This is a genomic window from Aurantivibrio plasticivorans, assembly GCF_055392955.1.
In genome coordinates, this window is the sequence record NZ_AP036020.1 from 3213898 (window position 1) to 3234087 (window position 20190).

Genomic DNA, 20190 nt, shown 5'->3' on the forward strand with positions numbered 1-20190 from the left:
ATTGAGTTAGGCCGACTGAAAATCGACATGGAAGAGGCTGCGCTGATCCGGCAGCTCGCTCAGCAATTGCTGAAGCGGTACTTTACTCACGGGGTGAACCATACCCGGTGCCAGCTCAGCGATCGGCAATAAAACATGGCGATATTGTAACAAGTCTGGATGAGGCACATTCAGGGCAGGTGTGGTAATCACAAGATCCCCATACAGCAGCAGATCAATATCCATCGTGACAACCGCTGGGTTTTGGCGGTTTCGCCCCAGAGCATTTTCGATATCCGTTAATACTGACTTAATTTTTTCTGGAGAGTATTCACAAGTGAGCTTTGCCGCACCATTGTAATACGGGGAGGGATGTTGCCCCGCCGCCGGGGAATGTGAAGCGGACTCATAAAACTTCGACGTGATTAGATTAGAGTCTAGCTTGCGCAGCGCATCAAGGGCGCGTCCGATATTTTCAACGCGATTACAATTGCTTCCTAAACCAACGTAAACGTCTACCACTAGTCGTGAACCACCCTTACATTGCTTCTTAAGCCCGTGAGCCCCGCTCAATTACTACGCCGACGGATGAAGTTGTCTTAAGCGCACTAAGCTTCGCGATCCGCAAACGCACCCAACTCGCATTAAATTCGTCTTGTATCAATTGCGCCACTTTCTCAGCGACTGTTTCGACAAGATGATAATGCTGTTGCGTAATAAATTCCGTCACCCTATCGGCGATTGCTTGATAGTCTAACGCGTATTGTAGCTCGTCAGTTTCAGCCGCACGGCGAATATCTGTCGCCACTTCGATATCTAAGCTAATCGGCTGTTTTATATTTTTTTCCCATTCATAAACACCGATTTCAGTATCTATGCGTAACTCTTTAATAAATAAAATATCCATCAACTCGTACTTAATTTTCTTTTATCAATATTGTGCTTAACCGTCACACAGCTGGCAACGTATCGAGCGGCCAACGAGCTTGCACACTCAAACTCAAATCATCCTGTTGCCCGGCTTGTAGCCGTTGATATCCGGCGTAGGCAATCATTGCTCCATTATCCACGCAAAACTCACCACGGGGGTAAAAAACTTGCACTTGTTTTTTGGCTAAGCCGGTTTTCAATTTCTCTCTCAACATCAAGTTAGCCGACACACCACCTGCCATTACTAAGCGCTTTAAGCCGGTATGCTCGAGCGCACGCCGACACTTTATGAAGAGTGTTTCTACTACAGCCTGCTGAAACGCGTGGGCAATATCCGCCATGGTTTGTTGATCTGGCAGGCCGTCATCCTGTGCATGCGCCGCAACGGTATTGAGAGTAAAGGTTTTTAACCCGCTAAAACTAAAATCTAATCCTGGCCTATCCGTCATCGGGCGAGGAAAAACAAAGCGTCCTGGCGTACCCTGCTCAGCCAATTTGGCGATTTGTGGACCGCCAGGATAATCTAAGTCGAGCATTTTAGCGGCTTTATCAAAAGCCTCACCAGCCGCATCGTCGAGGGATTCTCCAAGTAGCTGATAACGACCTATACCGTCAACGCGCATCAACTGCGTATGACCGCCGGATACCAGCAGTGCGACAAAGGGAAATTCTGGCGGGGTATCTTCCAGCATCGGTGCCAGCATGTGACCCTCCATATGATGCACACCTATCGCCGGCACTCCCCACGCATAAGCTAGCGACCGACCAATACTCGCCCCCACCATCAAAGCCCCCACCAAACCTGGACCCCTGGTGTAAGCAATGCCATCGATATCGGCAGACGAACAGCCGCACGATGCCATTAACTCTTTGATCAGGGGCAGCGTTTTACGGATATGATCACGAGAAGCCAATTCGGGCACTACTCCGCCATATTCCGCATGCACAGCCACCTGGCTGTAGAGGCGGTGGCCTATTAGCCCCTGCTCGCTATCATAGAGAGCGATGCCCGTCTCGTCGCACGAGCTTTCGATTCCTAACACTAGCATGCTGTCCCGAGACTCCTTCGTCATGAGGTTTGATGAAATTTAATACTGAGGGCCCCCCAAAAGACACGCTGAAAGAGCCATATCGCCAAAGAGCCGCATAATAATCAGCCTCTGCCGCTAACACCAGCACGAAGGTAAGCTATATCGCATTAGATTGTTGAACTTCCCCAGAGAAGTGTTTAATATTTGCGCCCCTTGGGAGAAGGCCGTCTACACTGGGTGTTACAGGTCATTTCAGACCATTATTTGGCCAATTAGCTTAAGGTCAACGAGACCCAAACGGTCAACGTTTAATTCTTATACAGGACACAGCATGCCATCAGTAAAACTGAAAGAAAACGAACCATTTGATATTGCTCTACGTCGCTTCAAGCGCTCTTGCGAGAAAGCAGGCATCCTTGCTGAAGTACGTCGTCGCGAGCACTACGAGAAGCCCACTTCAGTTCGTAAGCGTAAAGCTGCCGCTGCCGTTAAGCGTCACGCGAAGAAAGTTCAACGCGAATCTCGCAAGTTTCAGCGCCTTTACTAAGTATTTCCCACTGCTTGGGTTAGCCCACCAGCCAAACACCAAGTAGCGCAATACCTGTATACTCTCCCTTATGAAACCCTGCCAGCACCTGGCGGGGTTTCGTGCGTTTTGCTTTTATCAATCACCACCCAAGCATTCACGAGAAGAGATTATGGCCAGCCTGAAAGACCAAATCACAGAAGCAATGAAAACGGCTATGAAAGCGAAAGACAAAGAACGCCTTGCTGTGATCCGCCTAATTCTTGCGGACTGCAAGCGAATCGAGGTTGATGAGCGTATCGAGCTAGACGATGATCGCGTACTCACGATTCTCGACAAAATGACCAAACAACGTCGTGATTCCATCAAGCAATACAATGATGCAGGTCGTACCGAACTGGCGGATCAAGAAGCCTACGAGATTAATGTGATCAGCGACTTCATGCCCGAAGCCCTATCCGACGACGAGATCGCTGAGCTAGTTGATAAAGCCATCGCCAGCAGCGGTGCCGAGAGCGCGCGAGACATGGGTAAGGTCATGGCGATTATCAAGCCACAGATGCAAGGCCGCGCAGACATGGGCAAAGTCAGCCAGCTGGTCAAAAGCAAACTGAGTTAATCCCACCCTAATTACAATGCCTTCTGGCCAGCCCCGCCCGAAGGCAATACACTGCGCCAATCATTTTCGAATTCAAAGAGCATCTATTTCGTGGCAGGCCGCATCCCCCAATCCTTTATCGACGACGTGCTTGATCGCGTCGATATCGTAGAGCTTGTGGATAGCCGCGTTAAGCTGAAAAAAAGCGGCAAGAACTACAGCGCCTGCTGCCCATTTCACGACGAAAAAACCCCCTCCTTTACCGTTACCCAAGACAAACAGTTCTATTACTGTTTTGGCTGTGGCGCCAGCGGTAACGCGATCGGTTTCTTGATGGAATACGAGCGGCTCAATTTTCCCGAAGCCGTCGAACAGCTTGCCAATCTCTGCGGCCTAGAGGTTCCTCGCGAAGAGCGACAACAGTCGGCAGAAAGCATCGCCCGCGAACAAGCCCGAAAATCTATTTACGATTTACTCGAACGAGCTACAGACTTTTATAAGTACCAACTACGCGCACACCCAGGAAAACAGCGAGCCGTGCACTATTTGCAGAATCGAGGCTTAAGCGGCGAAATTGCTCGTGACTTTGGTATTGGCTTCGCCCCACCTGGCTGGGACAACCTACTCAACGCTTTAAGCAACAGCAACGAAGAACAATCCCTGCTGATAGAAAGCGGCATGCTGATTCACCGCGAAGATAACAACAAACTCTACGATCGCTTTCGCGACCGTATCATGTTCCCCATTCGGGATGTGCGCGGCAGAACCATCGGGTTTGGAGGGCGGGTACTCGGAGATGAAAAACCTAAGTATCTCAACTCGCCCGAATCGCCTGTTTTTCATAAGGGCGAGGAGTTGTACGGTTTATACGAAGCTCGTCAAAGCAACTCGCAACTCAAACGCCTACTGGTTGTTGAAGGCTATATGGATGTAGTGGCCTTGGCACAATTCGGAATTAACTATGGCGTAGCCACCCTCGGCACAGCCTGTCGTACAGACCACCTCAATAAAGCCTTCAAATACACCCAAGAAATTGTCTTTTGCTTTGACGGCGACGCGGCGGGTCGCAATGCCGCAAGACGCGCCTTAGAGTCAGCACTACCCGTAATGACCGATGGCCGCCAAGTGAAGTTTCTATTCCTTCCCGAAGGAGAGGATCCAGACACACTAGTTCGTCAAGTCGGTGCGGATAAATTTACGTCAATGATCAGCCACGCCATTCCACTTGAAGAATACTTTTTCGATGCTGTGAGTGAGGATCTCGACCCTCGCTCCTTGGAGGGCAAGGCACGCCTCAGTAAACTCGCCGCCCCACATCTTCACCAGCTACCGAAAGGTGTCTATCGCGAGCTCATGTTCGAGCACCTAGCCAAACGAACAGGCTTAGATAAAACCACGCTACTCGAGTTCGTCGACGAAAAGCCTCAACCCATTGCCAATGACGAGGCATCGAGCACATCGCAAACCAACGACAACGTCGTTACGGCTGAGCAAGACACGCTACCAGACGACTATGAACATATCGCCAACATAGGCGATCACTCATCATTCGAAACGGAGACGCAAACTCAAGCACCACCGCACAGTCGTCCCCGCGCCACAAGCCAAATTAAGTTGCCTCCCGCACGCTTGATCACTCTGCTACTGCTTCATTACCCAGAACTTGCTTCTGAGGTGGATGAATGTGCGGATCTAGCAGAGGCAAATGATCCCCATCTGGCGCTTTTTTTGGAGCTACTCACGCTGCTTAAGCAGCGACCACACTTCACTACCGGACAAATCCTCGGGCACCTGCAAGGCACCTACGGACAGGAGCGTGCACAACCCATCAGCGAACTTTCGGAACAACAAGGTAAGCTGATCAGCAGCGCCAAACAAAGCCGAAACTTCGATCCCAAAGTAGAGTTCCTCGAAGTACTTAGCAGCATCCGCCGCCAGCGGGCCTCACTAGATGCCGCAAGCATCGTTGCCGACCTAGGCAAGCGCTCATTTGCGGATCTCTCGGACGAAGACAAACAGCAACTTAAGCAAGCACTTGCTGACCTCAAGTCCCCGCGCTGACACCTTGCCTACTTAATAACCACTATTTGTCTACTTGATTGCAAGCACGCCAACTAGCTGTGCTAGAATGGCCGCCCGCTAAAGCCCAGGATTCTATAACCCAGAATTGTTGGAATACACCGATTCACCCTTACACAGTTAGCAGCGAGTAGTTAGCATGTCATTTGAAAACATCCCAGCAGGGAAAGATCTTCCCGAAGAGATTAACGTCATTATCGAAATCCCACTCAATGGCGACCCCATTAAATACGAAGTCGATAAAGACAGCGGCGCTATCTTTGTTGATCGCGTACTAGGCACCGCAATGCATTACCCATGTAACTACGGTTACGTACCACACACACTATGTGGCGACGGTGACCCTGTTGATGTATTGGTTATTCTCCCTCTCGCACTCGTACCAGGCTCCGTTATCCGATGCCGCCCAATCGGTGTTCTGAAAATGACAGACGAATCTGGAGAAGATGCGAAAATCGTGGCTGTTCCAGTTGAAAAAGTGACAAAACTCTACCGTGATGTAGAAAGCGTTCGCCAACTACCAGACATCACCCTAGATCAAATCTCTCACTTCTTTGAGCACTACAAAGATTTAGAGAAAGGCAAGTGGGTTAAAATCGATGGCTGGGACGGCCCTATCACTGCGCGCGAAGAGATCATGGACTCAATCAAACGCTACGAAGAGTCGGAAAACAAACCCAACTTCTAGTTTTGAGATTTAACTAAACGCTCCCTAGGGAGCGTTTTTTATTTGCAAGACAGCGTAACGCTAGTCGATTCACGCAGGATAGATTACACCACCAAATAGAATAGCCGTACGCTGCTAGTGAAACCCGCGCAACGAAGACGCAATCATTGAAGAGATTTCGGAGCTCATGTACGCATGAGTGGCTGGCTCATTCAAATAGCCACCTAATCTTTTATTCCATATCTTGCTCCATCGAAATAATTCTTCTAATGGCTTAGGCCTGCAAAAAAGAAACCCTTGATAACCGTCAACGCCGATAGATTCAAGCTGCTGTAAATCATCGTGCTGCTCAATGCCCTCTGCAACCAACGTCATGTTTAACTTGTGACAAAGGGAGCAAATCGTTTTAGCAACTTCCGCCATGACTTTATCCTGAGCGATTCCATGCACAAAACGGCGATCCAGCTTTACCTCGTTAAATGGCATGGCGCGTAGCTGGCCAATACTTGTAAAACCAACGCCAAAATCATCCAAGGACAGCCTATACCCGTGTATTCGTAAACGACTTAAATTCTCGAGCTGAAGGGAGTCCGCCAGCGTTTGATGTTCAGTAACTTCGAGAACCACTCTCTCCTTAGCAACAGAATGCCTTAGCAAGACATCGTCTAATAAGTCGGGCAGCTGATCGTTGAACAATTGAGATGGTGATAAGTTAATTGCTAGATTTGGCATACTGCCATCAGCGTCAGCAAAGCTCGACAACTCAGGCAGACTATTCTCAAGCATCGCTATCAACATTTTATCTAGCAGGTCATGATCTTCAGCGACTGAAATAAAATCTCGTGGCACGAGGACTTTTTCTTGTGGTGCAGCTATCCGCATCAACAATTCAATACCAATAATTTGTGAGGTTTTAGCGTCAAACTTCGGTTGGCCATATGCGACGACATGGCCATTCTCAATGGAATGAACAAGGGATTGCTTAGGTACAACAGATGAAGTTGGCGACTCTTTCTTAGGTTTGCGTCGGATTCGCTGCAGCATAAAAGCAACTGAATCTGAATCGATTGGTTTGAGTAACGTGCCAACTAAATTGACATCGAACTGATTAACTAAGTCACCGACATAATCAACAACACGTTTTTCCAGCGCCGAAATAATGACAATTGCACCTTGGTAGCCATTTGAATGGAAACGTTTTATTAAATCTTGACCATCGATACCATCCATATGGAGATCAACAAACACAGCATCGTAATAGTGCGGCTTTTTAACGATAGAATTTAAGGCATCACGCGGGTCAGAGTAGAAATCAGCAACCGCAACGCCATAATCCAACAGAGTTGAACACAGCACCCTACAAAGCGATTCCGAGTCATCAACTACCAAACACCTTATGCGCTTTCGCATTATCCACTCGACGTTTTATAGAAAGGAAAAATCAGACTAGATAAGTAAAAGTATAGCGTACATCCCCCTTATCCCTTAAACACATATCGATATATCGACTTCGTTATGCAACCGTATAAATTATAACTTCACTATAGCTTTCTTTATGATGGTATCTAATGATGACTTTCTATCATAGATAACGAAGGGAAGTCGCAATGACAACACTTAAAGACCGCTATGAAACAATCTACTACCTTCAAAATAAGGTGGACGGATAGGTTTTTGCGGTGAAAACTATGAAGCTATTTTTTCGCATTAACATCGTCACTATTTACCAACAAGCAGCCTCTCACTCAATGAGCTAGGAAAACTATGCCGCGTCATATCGGCAACTACTGCATCGAAGCAGTATTGAACACGCCTCATTTGTAATAACCCACTACCACTATCGTAAATTGCAAACTCAGCACCCGCAGCACCTGCTCTAGGCTGGCCAACGGAGCCAGGGCAAACCAGCGCGCAACGAACACTATTCAGGTTACACTCCGTATCAGAGGATTTTCCATCTTCGCCTTTAGCGTTCCGCCAATAGTGCATCTGCACATGACTGTGACCGTGAAAGGCAATATGTGTATCTTGTTTTTGCAGATAATCTAGATTCGCCTGATACGTCATGTGATAGACATAGGCAAAGAAATACATTTTGTCGATGGGCGATCCATGAACTGCGATCCAATCATCCTGCCTATGCACCGGCGATAGGTGCGCCAGCCAATCAATATCAGCTTCGCTAATATGTTTCCGTGTCCAATCAATTGCCCAACTAGCCAAGCGAGAAAAACCTCGAGACGTATCACCCGTGGCAGCGGCAAAATCATGGTTACCCTGTATCACCAAGCATTGCCTATCTCGTAACAACTGAATACATTCTCCGGGGTGCGGACCATACCCGACAACATCACCTAACACTAATAGTTGCTCAATACCTTCTCGATCAATCTCATCGAGCGCTGCTTCTAAGGCGGGAAGATTTGCATGAATATCCGCAAGTACTGCAAACCGTTGTTGGGAAATACACTCAAGTGATTTCGATTGCCCTTCGGTTGAGCCAGGAAGTGACGCCTTAGACTCGTGTGGTGGAATATCAGTACCGATGTTCTGGCGACGACGATGCAGCGCTTTCTTAGTCGCATTTGCTAAGGCGTTGCTTATGACACTTAGACATTCAGTTTCTCGTCCAGGAACTGATAAGTTTTCTCGGAGTTGTCCATACAAGACATACGCCGGGTGAGCTGATCCAAAGTTATCAAGGATAGACTCAACAATTGCGTCCCCCAAAAACTGGGCTGTGTCAGTCGTCAACATAGACAACTGGCGAATCCAAACCGGCAGGACATTTGCGAAGCTTGTAAACTCATCCCACTGGTACAGATCGTCGTCAACGTAGTAGACCTTTCCAGCATCGTCCCAAGCTATATTGGACAATCCCTCATCTAGCCTCACATCGTGTGATTTGGCTGCCGCCAAGTAAATATTTAAAAATGCGTGAAGTCTTTCATGCGCCAAATCTCTATTGGTTTCGAGTAAATCGCCAATAAAACTATTGAACGGAAACAAGCGTGGCGTAATATTCCCAACAACGGGCACATCTCCTATTTGTTCAATCTGGAGGCTAAACCACGTTTTAGACGGATGATGCACAGCAACAGCTTGCTCTTTCTCGAGAGCTGACAGGGCGCGACGATAAGCGTCTTTTGGCTGGAATACGAAATCCGAGCGAAGCTTTACCACCGAGGTATCGGTGACAAATAAGTTGGTGGCAGGTCGCCCGGTAAAATTCGATTGATGCTGCAATGCTTGCGGACAACGCAATGCGTCTAGCACATCATTTTCTGAAAAGCACGACGAACGCCCACTCACGGAAGGCGTGAATTCAATCATAGAAGATGTACAGTGAACTCAACAAACGAGGAGACATGCAATCTCCCCCTTTGTTAAGAGACAACTGATGAATAGACCTAATTAAGGGCAGAAGGGCTCAATCGTTGGCAAAGCACTGCGCACGGCAGACCAGCCCATACCTAGATTCGCTTTGCGACCGGTAATCAACACCAATAAGCAATTCTCTTTTCCGGGCACAGTACTCATAAAGTGGTAGGTATGATCAGTACTCATCTGCACTTCTTTGATAGAGTTTGATACCGCCTGCCCGCGCTGATTAGATAACAACTTTTCAACGGTTGTAATCGTTTTACCTCTAAACATATCGACAGCAGCAGCTGCTACAGCATCGAGATAGCTTTGAGTAAAATACGGAACATTGTGATGAGCAGCCAATAGCAAACCCGAAGAGAGGTCTACCACTGCACAACCCAACGCATCCGAAACATCACTCACCATTTCCTGACATACACCATTTAAATCGGCCATAATTGCCTCCTAGTTGAAAAATATAGCCTACACACTGATTTCATCTGCCAAACGACTCGCCATATTTTGAGTCGACGACAGTAACATTCCTAAATTGATTGAAGTATGCGCGAGCGCAGTTACAACTAATCGAGTACCAATTTTCTTGATAGCGACATAACCATCCTGGTTCTGGATAATCACAAAATCACACCCTTTTTGCTTAACCTCCACGGCAATTTTTTCACCCAAGGCTAAACAAGAACTCGTCATTGCGGCTAATTTTGAATCCTCATGATCACCTTCAAAAAGCGAGGATACTGCATGCCCGTCTAAGGTAGACAAAACCACGCCATAGATCGAATCGCTCACGCTTAGCAAGCTTTTTAAGTGCTGAACAACCACACTTTTTTTTAGCACAATTTCCTTTTTTTCCGCCATGCTATGCGTACTCCACGACAGCCATCAAAGCATCCATTACATCCGCCATATCTTCTCTGCGACGCGGATCAACCGCCATAACCGGGCAGAATATATCGTTGGATTCCAAGTATTCGTAATATGGTGAAAACTCTTGGTTTTGGGTTACCTCCGTACGAGTGACCCCAACAACTAAACCTGTTTCGTCAATCAATTGCTTAAAATTACTCACGTAAATATCCAAATCAGCTATGGGGTCGGGGCGTGAATCGTCAACTAGAATTACCAGCCCTAACGCGCCTTCCGACAATATTTCCCACATGTGACGAAAACGATCTTGGCCAGGTGTGCCGTAGATTCTCACTCGAGTGTCTTCATTTACAATCACTTCACCAAAGTCAAACGCTACCGTCGTCGCTTGTTTAAGTTCTCGCAGCTCATCAGTCGTTTCTGCATCCGTCGATACCGGGGGAATATCACTAATGGCTGCAATGGCCGTCGTTTTGCCAACGCCTGCAGTACCTGTAATTACAAACTTTAGTTCCGACACCAGCTACCCTCTTGCGCCAAATTTCATGCGCAGTTTGCCGAAAAGGTTGACATGTTTTTCGCCCGCCTGTTTTTCGATGCGAGATTCGGTCTTAATCACAATGTCTCGTATACACTTCGCATCACGGCATCGATTCACGAATACCTCTACTTCACCCAAGGTCAAGCCAGTCATTTCCGCAGCCATTTGAAGCGATACAGGCTTCTTTAGAAGCACCGCACAAAGCCTACTTGAGCCATGCAAACTCGTACAAATTGTCCGGTCTGGCCATCGAATTAAGCGAACAGCATTGGTTGGCTGAGCAGTGCTTTGAAGAACGTCTCTAGTTTCTTTATGACTAATTTCTTGAAAATCAAACGTGTTTAGGCAACTGAGAATATCAGCCGCACGCAGAGGCTTACCTAGATACTTTTCATGCGCTTTTGCTTCAGTGCAGTTCCCATAGAATATGACACGCTCACCCATTTTTTCTCGGCGTATAGCATTCTTCAATCCGGCTGGAGAATCGCAATCAATAATCTTTACCTTGGCTTGATGCTCATCGGTTGTTATCTCCCACTCATCACTGGTTTTAAAAGACAGTAATGAGATGAGGCTCGAAAAGACCATTTGATCTCTTGCATCAAGCCCTTGGATAGAAATGGTATTGCCGTGATTCATGATTACCCATTGATCGAGTCTATACAGAGCAAAGAAATTACTGTGAGTGATTTTTGACTCACCTTTATATTTCTGGAAATGCTCGCGCTCTAATATAAAAGAAGAATAGTTGGGGACCTTCTAAATAGCCAAAGCCTAAAATAGGCTTAACGCCAATAGCTGCATTTGGTAAACGAACACAGGTAACCAATCGGCAGATACCTATAAGTATGTCTTTGTTTTTTGGTTATTTTTTTCAAAAGCGGGCTTGTGGCGCAGCGATTCACATAACTCTGTATCCTTTACCTCGACAAGCATGTGATAAATTAGTATAAAAACTTCAATCGATGCAGCACCACAGCACTATAGAAGCGATCGGGTATGCTTCGAGGTTCTGAAAAGTTATCGGCTAAGCCATCAGTCAGTAGGTTTTAGCTGATCAAATGAAACGGCAACTGTGAATAACGTGGGAGTAAATTTAAAATACTCCCAGGGCTTCGACATTCATCATCTATCCTGTAAGGGATTCAATTTTTCGAATGACTGCACAACCATTACAACAAAGACTCTAGTACGGCGTAGTAAAAAGAATATCTCTGCAAAACATAAAACCACTAATGTGCGAGACTATGTACAGCATCATCTTTGATTTAGACAATACACTGACTCACCGGGCAGATACGATTAATTGCTACGCTAACGTATTTCAGCACGACTTTAAAACGTCTATGAAAAACGATTATTCATTTGAGCATATTGCCAATTTGCTCGTTCGGCATGATAACAACGGCTATGCAGGTCATAACCGTAGGAGCAAGAATATTCGTGACAGCGATATATGGAGAACACGTCCAAGCATCGAAGACCTGATAGACCATTGGCAAGCCTGGATTCCTAGAAATCCGTCTCCTATGCCAGGACTGATGCAAGTCCTTGAGCATTTTAAGAACAGCAGCTTCTCTCTGGGTATTATCACAAACGGTAGCGCTAAGGCACAAAGAAAGAAAATTGAAGCCCTCAATATAGACAACTATTTTACTTCTATCCTGATTTCCGAAGAAACTGGCTTTCAAAAACCAGAGAAAGCTATCTTTGACTTAGCATTAGCGGAACTGCAAGCGGACAGGAAAGCCACCTACTTTATTGGTGACCACCCCTCAAACGACTATGCCGGTGCATTCAACGCAGGACTGATACCCATTTGGCTTGAAGGTTTTGTTGATTGGCCAAATCATTTACCGCGACCGAAACACCACATTCAATCACTGGCGAAATGTATCGATTTAATCGATACATTAACACTAGCCACCATGTAACGATGCGCACCTCTATCGGAGTGACATCTTTCTATGTCGGGTGCTGTGTCGGGTGGGCGCAAAGAGGATTGAAAAACCAATTCATAGAGTTAGTGTTTTGGGTTGCTAAACAACAACCCTGCACTTTATCTTTATAATACTTAGTGAAGATTCGGAACAACACCGACCTGAGGCATATCTGCCAGTCCAACGTCGCGCGCATGCTCTTCAAAGCCTTTATTCTTCCAAAAGAATGCACCAGGCATCGTGGTTGGAATTACTAACACATAGAATAACGCTCGGCCTATAAACAGCGCACAAACAGTTGCCAGACTAGCGAGCAGTAAAACAGCTAACCCCGTAGTCGGCGGAAGCAAAGTAGCGACTCCAACAAGTACTAGAGAAACGCCCAATAATGTGTTGCGCAGCCGGTAGGTTTTACCAAACGTTGTGCACTGCACATAATGCGCCGCAGCCCCTTCACCTTCCTCACCATTGAGAAAACGTGCATGACAAATTAATCCGATTGATTCGGCTAACAAGCCAACAGCCATAAATGAAGCAGCTAGCGTTATCGCAGCGTTTAAATCACCTCCTGACAAAGCCACGCTAGCAACAAAAAAAGTGCTTAACAAGGCTCCACCAAAGCTAGCACCTGTTCCAAAAAACGAGGTGATAACTTGCCAATGATTCCAGAATGGCCGAGCTTTTATTCGATATATCTTGTGCATGTACCACAAACCAACAATTGCCGATAAAGAGGCAAATACACCAGCTAAAGTGCCGAGTACTGTCACAATAGCGAAATCCAACCAAAGCCCTACCAGCTCAAAAAGTATAAAGCCGCACAACCCCGCGAGAAAACACGCAATACCTAACGCCTCACGACTTAACGGAGAATGACGTAAATTATTAAAACCTCGGTAGAACCGTAAAGGCTTCCCTAAATGCACAGTCGACATGATCAAGCCCGCAACTTGCAAACCTGCCAATGCGATTAAAAGTGCAAAATAGCCGACACCACCGCTAAATGACTGAACAGCGTCTATCCCCAACAATTGCCCGATAAACACGAACATAAAAGCGCCAATGGCAGCCTGGCTCGTCAAAGTGAAAAATACCAAAGGGTTTTCACGAGAGCTTAATTTACTGAGGTTCCAACTAGTCTGCTTACCCGATTTTTCGTCAACCACAGATCGAAACTGCCCCTGCTGATCCTTAGCATATTTAATTGGCATTGAATCCGTTCGGGTTACTTCGTTCGGCATCGTTCGCGTTTGCTGGAAACGTATATTAGGGTGGGTAATATCCGGCGTGGGAAACCCAGGAATAGACGTTAGATTCTGCTCTCTATTCTCGGGCAACTGCTCAACAACACCAAAATCCAGTGCGTTCCCTAAACATGCCGACGCACAAGCAGGCTTTAAACCTTCTTCTAAGCGGTCTACACACATATTACATTTCGACACCTGCCCTTTAATTGGGTCGAGCTGTGGGGCATTGTAGGGACACACCCAAGTACAATAACCACAACCGAAGCAGGTATCTGGGTCTTGCAGTACTGCACCATATTCAAGATGCTTAGTGTACGCACGCGTAGGGCAACCTTTTAAACACACCGGGTCATCACAATGGTTACAAGCCATTGAAATATTCATGCGTTTAAAGTCAGGATAGGTTCCGCCTTCAACGTAACCGACCGAGCGAAAGCTGATATGGGCAGGGTTGCCATTTTTTTCGCTACAGGCGGCCTCACATGCATGACAACCAATACAGTTGTCGGCATTAAAATAAAACCCGTGCTGCTTGTAACGGTTCGGGTTTTTGCTGACGGCGGGATTCTGGTTGATCATCAGCGATTCTTGCGCTGGGATCTTATGTTCCGTTAATTCAAGTAGATCAATTTTTTGTCCGTAGACATTTTCATTCTTTACCCCATCGGTTTTTAACAACGCGTAGGGTTGTTCATTGGGCCGAGGCTCCCAGGTTCCAACAGGCTCGCTGTACACTGGATCCGGCTCGGCACCCATCTGGTCGAGACGATCTCGGATGCTGCGTAAAACAGATAACATACTCGGTCCTTAAAAATTCATTTACCAATTTGCTGGTGTAATATCGCTCGCGCGGCGTAACAGTTACGACGCCTTACTAAAAGTTTCGGCGCTGCACGTTTAATTGCGCAGCCGTCGCTTGATCTACATGCTCGATACGCACTGCACCTTGTTTAAATGCCGGTTGGCGCGAATGAGGATCTAACAACCCCAAAGATAGGCGGTTAACACAGTCAAAAAAGTGAAACGGAATGAACACCATATTTCGCGGTATTCGCTGGGTCAGTTGTACCATCACTACAGCATCACCTCGTCGCGATACCAAACGGACATACGATTGGTGCTTAACCCCTAGCTCCGCTGCTGCGTCGGGGTTCATTTCCATATAGGGAGTCGGGCTGAATTTATTGCAGTTCCCCAACTTCCCCGTTCTTGTACGAGTATGGAAGTGCTCTACAACTCGACCACTATTCAACCAGAAAGGATAATCTTCACATGGTCTTTCGTTGTTATCGATAAAGGGCAACGGAATCAAGTTTGCCTTGCCACTTTGAGTAGGAAATTTGCCATCGACATAGAGCCGCTTATCTCCTTCGCCACCTTCGCTTCCTTCTCGATAAGGCCATTGAATGCCACGATTTTCTTCAATCAGGTCATAGTTCATCCCTGAAATATCGAGTGTTCGCTCTTTACCTTTAGACAGTTCGCGCATCTCATTAAACGCACCTTCCGTGTCCTCTGGGAAATGGATTTTCTGGCCATTGGGGAATCGCTTGGCCATTTGCGTGAAGATCCAAAAGTCCGGTTTAGATTCACCCAAGGGTTCAACCACCGGGCGAATTAAATTAACGCGTCGTTCAGTATTGGTAAAACAACCCGTTTTTTCTGCCCACACTGCAGCCGGAAAATACACGTGAGCATATTGATTGCTTTCAACATCAGCGTAGGCATCTTGCACAACTAAAAACTCAAGCTTCTCCATTATTTTACGAATGCGCGCCGTGTTCGGCATGGAGGTCATTGGGTTAGTCGCTACCAGCCAAAGGCCTTTAATTTGCCCCGATTCAATTGCCGGAAAAATATCTGTTTGAGCGAGCCCGCGTTTTTCTGGGAAGAAGTCCTCTTCTATTCCCCAGAACTCTGCAATCTCTTTTCTATGCTCAGTATTTTCCAGCATTCGATAACCCGGTAACCCCGAACATGAAGACCATTCCCTCGTCCCCATAGCGTTGCACTGACCAGTTATCGATAAGCTAGTACCACCAGGCTTACCGATATTGCCCGTAATGAGGTTCAAATTGTTTATACCCACCACACCATCAGACCCATGGGTGCTTTGATTTATACCCATCGTCCAAATGCTCATCGCAGCCGATGCCTTGGCATATAACCGTGCCACATTACGAATCGTATCTTCGTCGATGCCGCAAATTTTTGAGGCTGAAACTGGGTCGTAGTCTTTGACACACGCCTCTATTTCTTCGATGCCCTGCGTGCATGCAGCGATATATTCTTTGTCTTGTAAACCTTCAGCCAAAATGACATGCATTAATGCGTTTTGAAGCACAACGTCTGTGCCCGGTGTAATCGGTAAGTGAATATCTGCAAATTGAGCAAACATAGTTACCCGAGGGTCAACGACGATAAGTGGAAACTTCCGTTTTTCGAGTGCTTCTTTTAATCGCCAGTAGATAATGGGATGTTGCTCAGGCAGGTTTGAGCCCCAAGCAATCATGCAGTGGGTGTGCTCAAAATCATCGTAACAACCCGGTGGACCATCAAGCCCAAAGGAGCGTTTATAGCCAGATACAGCGGATGCCATACAGAGCGTGGTATTGCCATCATAGTTGTTGGTACCAATGCAGCCACGCGCTAGTTTTCCGAGAGTATAAAATTCCTCGGTCATAATCTGCCCGGTAGATACGATGGCAAACGCATCACGCCCATACTGGGATTGAATACGCTGAATCTCATCCGCCGTTTTATCAAGCGCAGTATCCCAATCCGTAGACTGGAACTCGTCCCATGTCTTCTCTCGTATTAGCGGCGTGGTACCACGGCCCGACGCTTCGAAGAGTTCATGCTCAAAAATGCCCTTGATGCACAACTTCCCTTTATTGACATGAGCATCAGCACGGCCCCGCGTCGCTACAGCCTTACCTTCTTTATTGGTTCCAACTTCGATGCTGCAACCAGTGGAGCAGTATCCACAGGTGGTGTACGTCCACTTTTCGACTTTTTTATCAAGAATTTTAATTTTGTTACGATCACTACGGCCAAAAAGCATTATTTTGGTTCTCCAGCCTCAAATTAAGGTCTTATTCTGGTGCAATTCATTTTTGAATTTTCGGCTTTTCGCACCAAATAAATACTCATTACTAGAAAAATGCGTGATTTCAGGTAATTCTGATGAATATGACCGGTTTTATAACAAGAATCATGCCATCCAGCTTCTTATAGAGCCAAAGGCGTAGGGGTCGAAAAGACTCAAAGTGAACAACAGATAAAATGGCAAGCGCCAGCCCTACAATAAATAGGTTACATACGCTGATGTTAGAAATGGGATGGCATTGGGTGCAATTCAGCCAACGCCGAAGGAAAGGATGCCACAAACCTACTAGGGGTTAGGGTCTAGCGATAAGTTACTCGTATCTGGAGGGGGTGGAGGAGCCGTTTTTCTTTTTTCTCCCAAATCGGCACCAACCGGCGCCAACTCAAAATCGCTGTTTGCTACGGCTACCGGGGGTACCTCATGGCGCTCCGCCGCTAAGAGTAAGTCAGCACCTACTTCGGCGAGATCGAAGTCGCTAAAATCAATAGTAATCTCAGGCTCTTCCGCACGCTCACCCGGCGCGAGCAGGTCTGCACCAACGTCCGCAAGGTCATAGCCAGCCACTTCGACCTGGGCTGCAACCGGCGAGGGCTTCTCACTAGCATCCAGTAAATCACCTTGCGCGGGACGCAAGGTCATCCCATCGATTTTTAACACAGGAGGCTGTTCTGGTGCTTTGGGTTTCACCAATAAGCTGCCAACAGGGGCCAACGATAAACCCTCTGCGCCCTCCGGCTGTGAGTTTTCAAGGGCTTCAGCTCGAGCTTCTTGTTGCGCCTTTTTGGCGGCTTCTTTTGCAGCGTCTTGAGCTGCCTGAAGCTCCAAACGCTCCTTCATTGTCATCGCCTTGATAGGCTTTTGCTCTGACGGGGAAGCCATGCTCCCAACCGGTTTCGCTGCGGGGCGCGGTCTGGCGGGTGCTGGGGCGGCGCTGGCATTAGATGCTTTTACCGACACTTGCGCGCCGGCCTTGACCAAGGCAGCTTTATACTTTTCAGCGCTTACTTTATCGAGGTTGCGCTTGAGGGGAACAGCCTTACCGGTAAAGAGCGCATCTACTTTAGCTAACTCAATCTTGAATAGCTGCGCCAAACGCTGCTTAACCTCTGGCAAGGTATGGCCTAGGACGATATCGCCGCGAAATACAATATCAAACTTTTCGTCGCTCATTGTTGCTGCTATCAGCCTCTGGATAACTCTATTTAATCATCCTAACCGATGGCATCGCTTTGCGCGACTCGCCCTTTGAATAAGCTGACAAACGTGTCGGCTCACTGCCCTGACGGCAGATGAGCCAAGCACACTAAAGCTCGTTTTGCAGCCGCTGAATGCGAACATTCAGAGGCGGGTGGGTGGCAAATGCACTGGCCATTTTGTCAGAAAAACCAGAAGATATACCAAACGCAACGAGAGTCTCTGGCATTTGGTTAGGAACCTTTGCGTTCATTTCTGCTTGCAACCTCTGCAGCGCGCCAATCATAGCGCCTTTGCCCGCAAGACTAGCTCCCGCGTAGTCTGCTCTAAATTCGCGGCGACGCGAGAACCACGCCACAATCATATTCGCCAAGAACGCCAATATAATTTCCGCAACAAAAGTAGCCACATAATAACCGATGCCATGCCCGCGCTCATTTTTGAGCACAACGCGATCGACAACATGACCGATGATTCGAGCAAAAAACATGACGAAGGTATTCACCACACCCTGCACTAAGGCGAGCGTTACCATATCACCATTGGCCACATGCCCAATCTCATGAGCCAGCACCGCACGTACTTCACTTTGATCAAATCGCGATAGCAGCCCATCACTCACAGCGACCAGCGCATTGTTACGATTCCAACCTGTAGCAAACGCATTGGATTGCTGAGATGGGAAAGTACCCACCTCAGGCATTCCGATACCGGCCTGTTCAGCCAATTCAGCCACAGTGTTTACCAACCACTGCTCTTTAGCCGAGCGCGGCTGATCAATAACCCGCGTTCGAGTCGAGCGTTTGGCTAGCCACTTAGACATGAACAATGAAATAAAAGAGCCGGCAAAGCCAAACACGGCGCAAAAAATAAGTAACGCTTGGAGGTTGAGCCCACTTCCCGTGCTGTCTAAGTAACTTCCCACTCCCAGTAGATTCAGTGTAATACTCGCCACCACAATAACGGCGAAGTTGGTGAGCAAAAACAAACCGATTCTTAACACAGACATCTCCAAATCAAAAACGAACCGCATCATCAAAATGCTAACAATAGGCCTGGCACACAAAAGCGCGGACCCATTTACCTACCATGATATGGGGCAAAACCATACGGATTTCAAGACTAGAAAAATGAGAATAAGTTCGAAGACAATAGAAAGAAAAATCTATTATGAAGCGCCGAAAAAGAACCGCAAACGAGAGAGGATTATACTAGTCGTCACAACGCATTTTTTGCCATACATGCTGCATCGATAAGGCTGGTTGATCTTCCGCCGCCTGACCAACAAATTGGGCAGGCACTCCGGCAACTGTTGTATGCGCCGGGACATCGGTCAACACGACACTGCCTGCGCCTACCCTGACCCCCTCGCCAATATGAATATTACCTAGCACTTTCGCGCCGACACTGAGCAGCACGCCGTCACCAATTTTGGGGTGCCTATCGCCACCCTCGCAACCAATACCGCCCAGCGTTACCGAGTGCAAAATTGAAATGTCATTGCCTAATACGCAGGTCTCACCAATCACAACACCCGTCGCATGATCAATCATAATCCCGCCACCAATCCGCGCCCCCGGATGGATATCGACACCGAACTGCTGTGACATTTTGTTTTGTAAGTAAAGCGCAAGGAATTGTCGCCCACTCAACCAAAGTTGGTGAGCGATACGGTGTGTTTGCAGTGCATGAAAGCCCTTGAAGTACAATAAAGGCAAACAATACTTATCGCAGGCTGGATCGCGGTCTTTATAAGCGCAAATGTCTTGCACCATAGCTTGGTAAACCGCCGGGTTTTCTTCTAAGGTTTGCGTAATTAATTCACGCAACGACATCGACGGAACGGTTGAGGTATTCAGCTTATTGGCCAGCTCAAAACTAATCGCTTCAGCAAGGTTGTTATGTTTAAGAATAGCAGCATAGTAGTAGCTCGCTAAAGCCGGCTCTTTCTCGACGACCTGCTCCGCCTCGCTCTGAATAGCGAGCCAAACTTCTTCTGCTGACAATGTCGTTGTGGTTTCAGTCATCGTTTTTTACCTTGGTGCCGGCGAAACTAAAGGCATAGAGTGCCACAAGGGTTAGGCAACTGACAATCAAT

General features: G+C 47.3%; 19 protein-coding genes. 5 read left to right on the plus strand and 14 right to left on the minus strand.

Going from position 1 to position 20190, the window contains the following annotated elements; all coding sequences use genetic code 11:
• Window positions 1-6 precede the first annotated feature (6 nt).
• From folK to tsaD, 3 genes are read right to left on the minus strand one after another with little or no spacing between them, the layout of a single operon-like run.
• Window positions 7-501 (minus strand): 2-amino-4-hydroxy-6-hydroxymethyldihydropteridine diphosphokinase, encoded by a 495-nt coding sequence (gene folK, locus ACZ5NB_RS14355; RefSeq protein WP_460234630.1) that lies wholly within the window; start codon window positions 499-501, stop codon window positions 7-9.
• Window positions 502-529: 28 nt separating this feature from the next.
• The gene (gene folB / locus ACZ5NB_RS14360) at window positions 530-886 is read right to left on the minus strand and encodes a dihydroneopterin aldolase (RefSeq protein ID WP_460234631.1); all 357 of its coding nucleotides are present in this window, start codon (window positions 884-886) and stop codon (window positions 530-532) included.
• Window positions 887-929: 43 nt separating this feature from the next.
• Entirely contained in the window at window positions 930-1958 is a 1029-nt protein-coding gene (gene tsaD, locus ACZ5NB_RS14365) for a tRNA (adenosine(37)-N6)-threonylcarbamoyltransferase complex transferase subunit TsaD (RefSeq protein WP_460234632.1), read from the minus strand.
• A 313-nt stretch (window positions 1959-2271) separates the two neighbouring features.
• On the opposite strand from tsaD, the gene rpsU reads away from it, so the two are divergent.
• The 4 genes from rpsU to ppa all read left to right on the plus strand — a co-directional run bounded on the left by rpsU (window position 2272) and on the right by ppa (window position 5831).
• On the plus strand, window positions 2272-2487 hold the full coding sequence (gene rpsU / locus ACZ5NB_RS14370) for a 30S ribosomal protein S21 (protein ID WP_460234633.1): 216 nt from the start codon (window positions 2272-2274) through the stop codon (window positions 2485-2487).
• A 151-nt stretch (window positions 2488-2638) separates the two neighbouring features.
• Window positions 2639-3085, plus strand: a complete 447-nt coding sequence (locus tag ACZ5NB_RS14375) for a GatB/YqeY domain-containing protein (RefSeq protein ID WP_460234634.1) — start codon at window positions 2639-2641, stop codon at window positions 3083-3085.
• A 90-nt stretch (window positions 3086-3175) separates the two neighbouring features.
• A complete protein-coding gene (gene dnaG / locus ACZ5NB_RS14380; RefSeq protein ID WP_460234635.1) occupies window positions 3176-5125 on the plus strand; it encodes a DNA primase in 1950 nt (649 codons plus the stop codon).
• Window positions 5126-5282: 157 nt separating this feature from the next.
• Complete coding sequence (gene ppa, locus ACZ5NB_RS14385) at window positions 5283-5831, plus strand: inorganic diphosphatase (RefSeq protein WP_460234636.1); 549 nt, start codon at window positions 5283-5285, stop codon at window positions 5829-5831.
• Window positions 5832-5945: 114 nt separating this feature from the next.
• Here ppa and ACZ5NB_RS14390 read toward each other — a convergent pair whose 3' ends face one another.
• The 6 genes from ACZ5NB_RS14390 to ACZ5NB_RS14415 form a co-directional block, all read right to left on the minus strand.
• Window positions 5946-7220, minus strand: coding sequence for an EAL domain-containing protein (locus ACZ5NB_RS14390; RefSeq protein WP_460234637.1), 1275 nt, complete (start codon window positions 7218-7220; stop codon window positions 5946-5948).
• 309 nt (window positions 7221-7529) lie between these two features.
• Window positions 7530-9143, minus strand: a complete 1614-nt coding sequence (locus ACZ5NB_RS14395) for a metallophosphoesterase family protein (protein ID WP_460234638.1) — start codon at window positions 9141-9143, stop codon at window positions 7530-7532.
• 81 nt (window positions 9144-9224) lie between these two features.
• Window positions 9225-9632 carry a hypothetical protein gene (locus tag ACZ5NB_RS14400; protein WP_460234639.1) on the minus strand — a complete coding sequence of 136 codons (408 nt, stop codon included), beginning with the start codon at window positions 9630-9632 and terminating at the stop codon, window positions 9225-9227.
• Window positions 9633-9659: 27 nt separating this feature from the next.
• Complete coding sequence (locus tag ACZ5NB_RS14405) at window positions 9660-10052, minus strand: roadblock/LC7 domain-containing protein (RefSeq protein WP_460234640.1); 393 nt, start codon at window positions 10050-10052, stop codon at window positions 9660-9662.
• Window position 10053: 1 nt separating this feature from the next.
• Window positions 10054-10581, minus strand: a complete 528-nt coding sequence (locus tag ACZ5NB_RS14410; RefSeq protein ID WP_460234641.1) for a GTP-binding protein — start codon at window positions 10579-10581, stop codon at window positions 10054-10056.
• Between the two features lie 3 nt (window positions 10582-10584).
• A complete protein-coding gene (locus ACZ5NB_RS14415; RefSeq protein ID WP_460234642.1) occupies window positions 10585-11241 on the minus strand; it encodes a hypothetical protein in 657 nt (218 codons plus the stop codon).
• Window positions 11242-11849: 608 nt separating this feature from the next.
• Between ACZ5NB_RS14415 and ACZ5NB_RS14420 the strand changes: the two genes are divergently transcribed.
• Window positions 11850-12536 (plus strand): HAD family hydrolase, encoded by a 687-nt coding sequence (locus ACZ5NB_RS14420; protein WP_460234643.1) that lies wholly within the window; start codon window positions 11850-11852, stop codon window positions 12534-12536.
• Between the two features lie 140 nt (window positions 12537-12676).
• On the opposite strand, the gene ACZ5NB_RS14425 is transcribed toward ACZ5NB_RS14420, so the two are convergent.
• The 5 genes from ACZ5NB_RS14425 to cysE form a co-directional block, all read right to left on the minus strand.
• Complete coding sequence (locus ACZ5NB_RS14425; RefSeq protein WP_460234644.1) at window positions 12677-14587, minus strand: DmsC/YnfH family molybdoenzyme membrane anchor subunit; 1911 nt, start codon at window positions 14585-14587, stop codon at window positions 12677-12679.
• Window positions 14588-14663: 76 nt separating this feature from the next.
• Window positions 14664-16853: a molybdopterin oxidoreductase family protein gene (locus ACZ5NB_RS14430; RefSeq protein ID WP_460234645.1), complete on the minus strand. Its 2190-nt coding sequence runs from the start codon at window positions 16851-16853 to the stop codon at window positions 14664-14666.
• Between the two features lie 330 nt (window positions 16854-17183).
• Window positions 17184-18068: a hypothetical protein gene (locus ACZ5NB_RS14435; protein ID WP_460234646.1), complete on the minus strand. Its 885-nt coding sequence runs from the start codon at window positions 18066-18068 to the stop codon at window positions 17184-17186.
• A gap of 133 nt (window positions 18069-18201) precedes the next feature.
• The gene (gene htpX, locus ACZ5NB_RS14440; protein ID WP_460234647.1) at window positions 18202-19095 is read right to left on the minus strand and encodes a protease HtpX; all 894 of its coding nucleotides are present in this window, start codon (window positions 19093-19095) and stop codon (window positions 18202-18204) included.
• Window positions 19096-19303: 208 nt separating this feature from the next.
• A complete protein-coding gene (cysE, locus tag ACZ5NB_RS14445; protein ID WP_460234648.1) occupies window positions 19304-20119 on the minus strand; it encodes a serine O-acetyltransferase in 816 nt (271 codons plus the stop codon).
• Window positions 20120-20190: the final 71 nt, after the last annotated feature.

What these genes read in the sequence shown, in the direction of transcription:
- ACZ5NB_RS14425 (WP_460234644.1), bottom strand. Translation starts at nt 14,587, where the DNA reads ATGTTATCTGTTTTACGCAGCATCCGAGATCGTCTCGACCAGATGGGT.
- cysE (WP_460234648.1), bottom strand. Translation starts at nt 20,119, where the DNA reads ATGACTGAAACCACAACGACATTGTCAGCAGAAGAAGTTTGGCTCGCT.
- ppa (WP_460234636.1), top strand. Translation starts at nt 5,283, where the DNA reads ATGTCATTTGAAAACATCCCAGCAGGGAAAGATCTTCCCGAAGAGATT.
- ACZ5NB_RS14395 (WP_460234638.1), bottom strand. Translation starts at nt 9,143, where the DNA reads ATGATTGAATTCACGCCTTCCGTGAGTGGGCGTTCGTCGTGCTTTTCA.
- folB (WP_460234631.1), bottom strand. Translation starts at nt 886, where the DNA reads ATGGATATTTTATTTATTAAAGAGTTACGCATAGATACTGAAATCGGT.
- ACZ5NB_RS14430 (WP_460234645.1), bottom strand. Translation starts at nt 16,853, where the DNA reads ATGCTTTTTGGCCGTAGTGATCGTAACAAAATTAAAATTCTTGATAAA.
- ACZ5NB_RS14415 (WP_460234642.1), bottom strand. Translation starts at nt 11,241, where the DNA reads ATGAATCACGGCAATACCATTTCTATCCAAGGGCTTGATGCAAGAGAT.
- ACZ5NB_RS14375 (WP_460234634.1), top strand. Translation starts at nt 2,639, where the DNA reads ATGGCCAGCCTGAAAGACCAAATCACAGAAGCAATGAAAACGGCTATG.
- ACZ5NB_RS14390 (WP_460234637.1), bottom strand. Translation starts at nt 7,220, where the DNA reads ATGCGAAAGCGCATAAGGTGTTTGGTAGTTGATGACTCGGAATCGCTT.
- ACZ5NB_RS14400 (WP_460234639.1), bottom strand. Translation starts at nt 9,632, where the DNA reads ATGGCCGATTTAAATGGTGTATGTCAGGAAATGGTGAGTGATGTTTCG.
- tsaD (WP_460234632.1), bottom strand. Translation starts at nt 1,958, where the DNA reads ATGCTAGTGTTAGGAATCGAAAGCTCGTGCGACGAGACGGGCATCGCT.
- ACZ5NB_RS14435 (WP_460234646.1), bottom strand. Translation starts at nt 18,068, where the DNA reads ATGAGCGACGAAAAGTTTGATATTGTATTTCGCGGCGATATCGTCCTA.
- ACZ5NB_RS14405 (WP_460234640.1), bottom strand. Translation starts at nt 10,052, where the DNA reads ATGGCGGAAAAAAAGGAAATTGTGCTAAAAAAAAGTGTGGTTGTTCAG.
- rpsU (WP_460234633.1), top strand. Translation starts at nt 2,272, where the DNA reads ATGCCATCAGTAAAACTGAAAGAAAACGAACCATTTGATATTGCTCTA.
- ACZ5NB_RS14420 (WP_460234643.1), top strand. Translation starts at nt 11,850, where the DNA reads ATGTACAGCATCATCTTTGATTTAGACAATACACTGACTCACCGGGCA.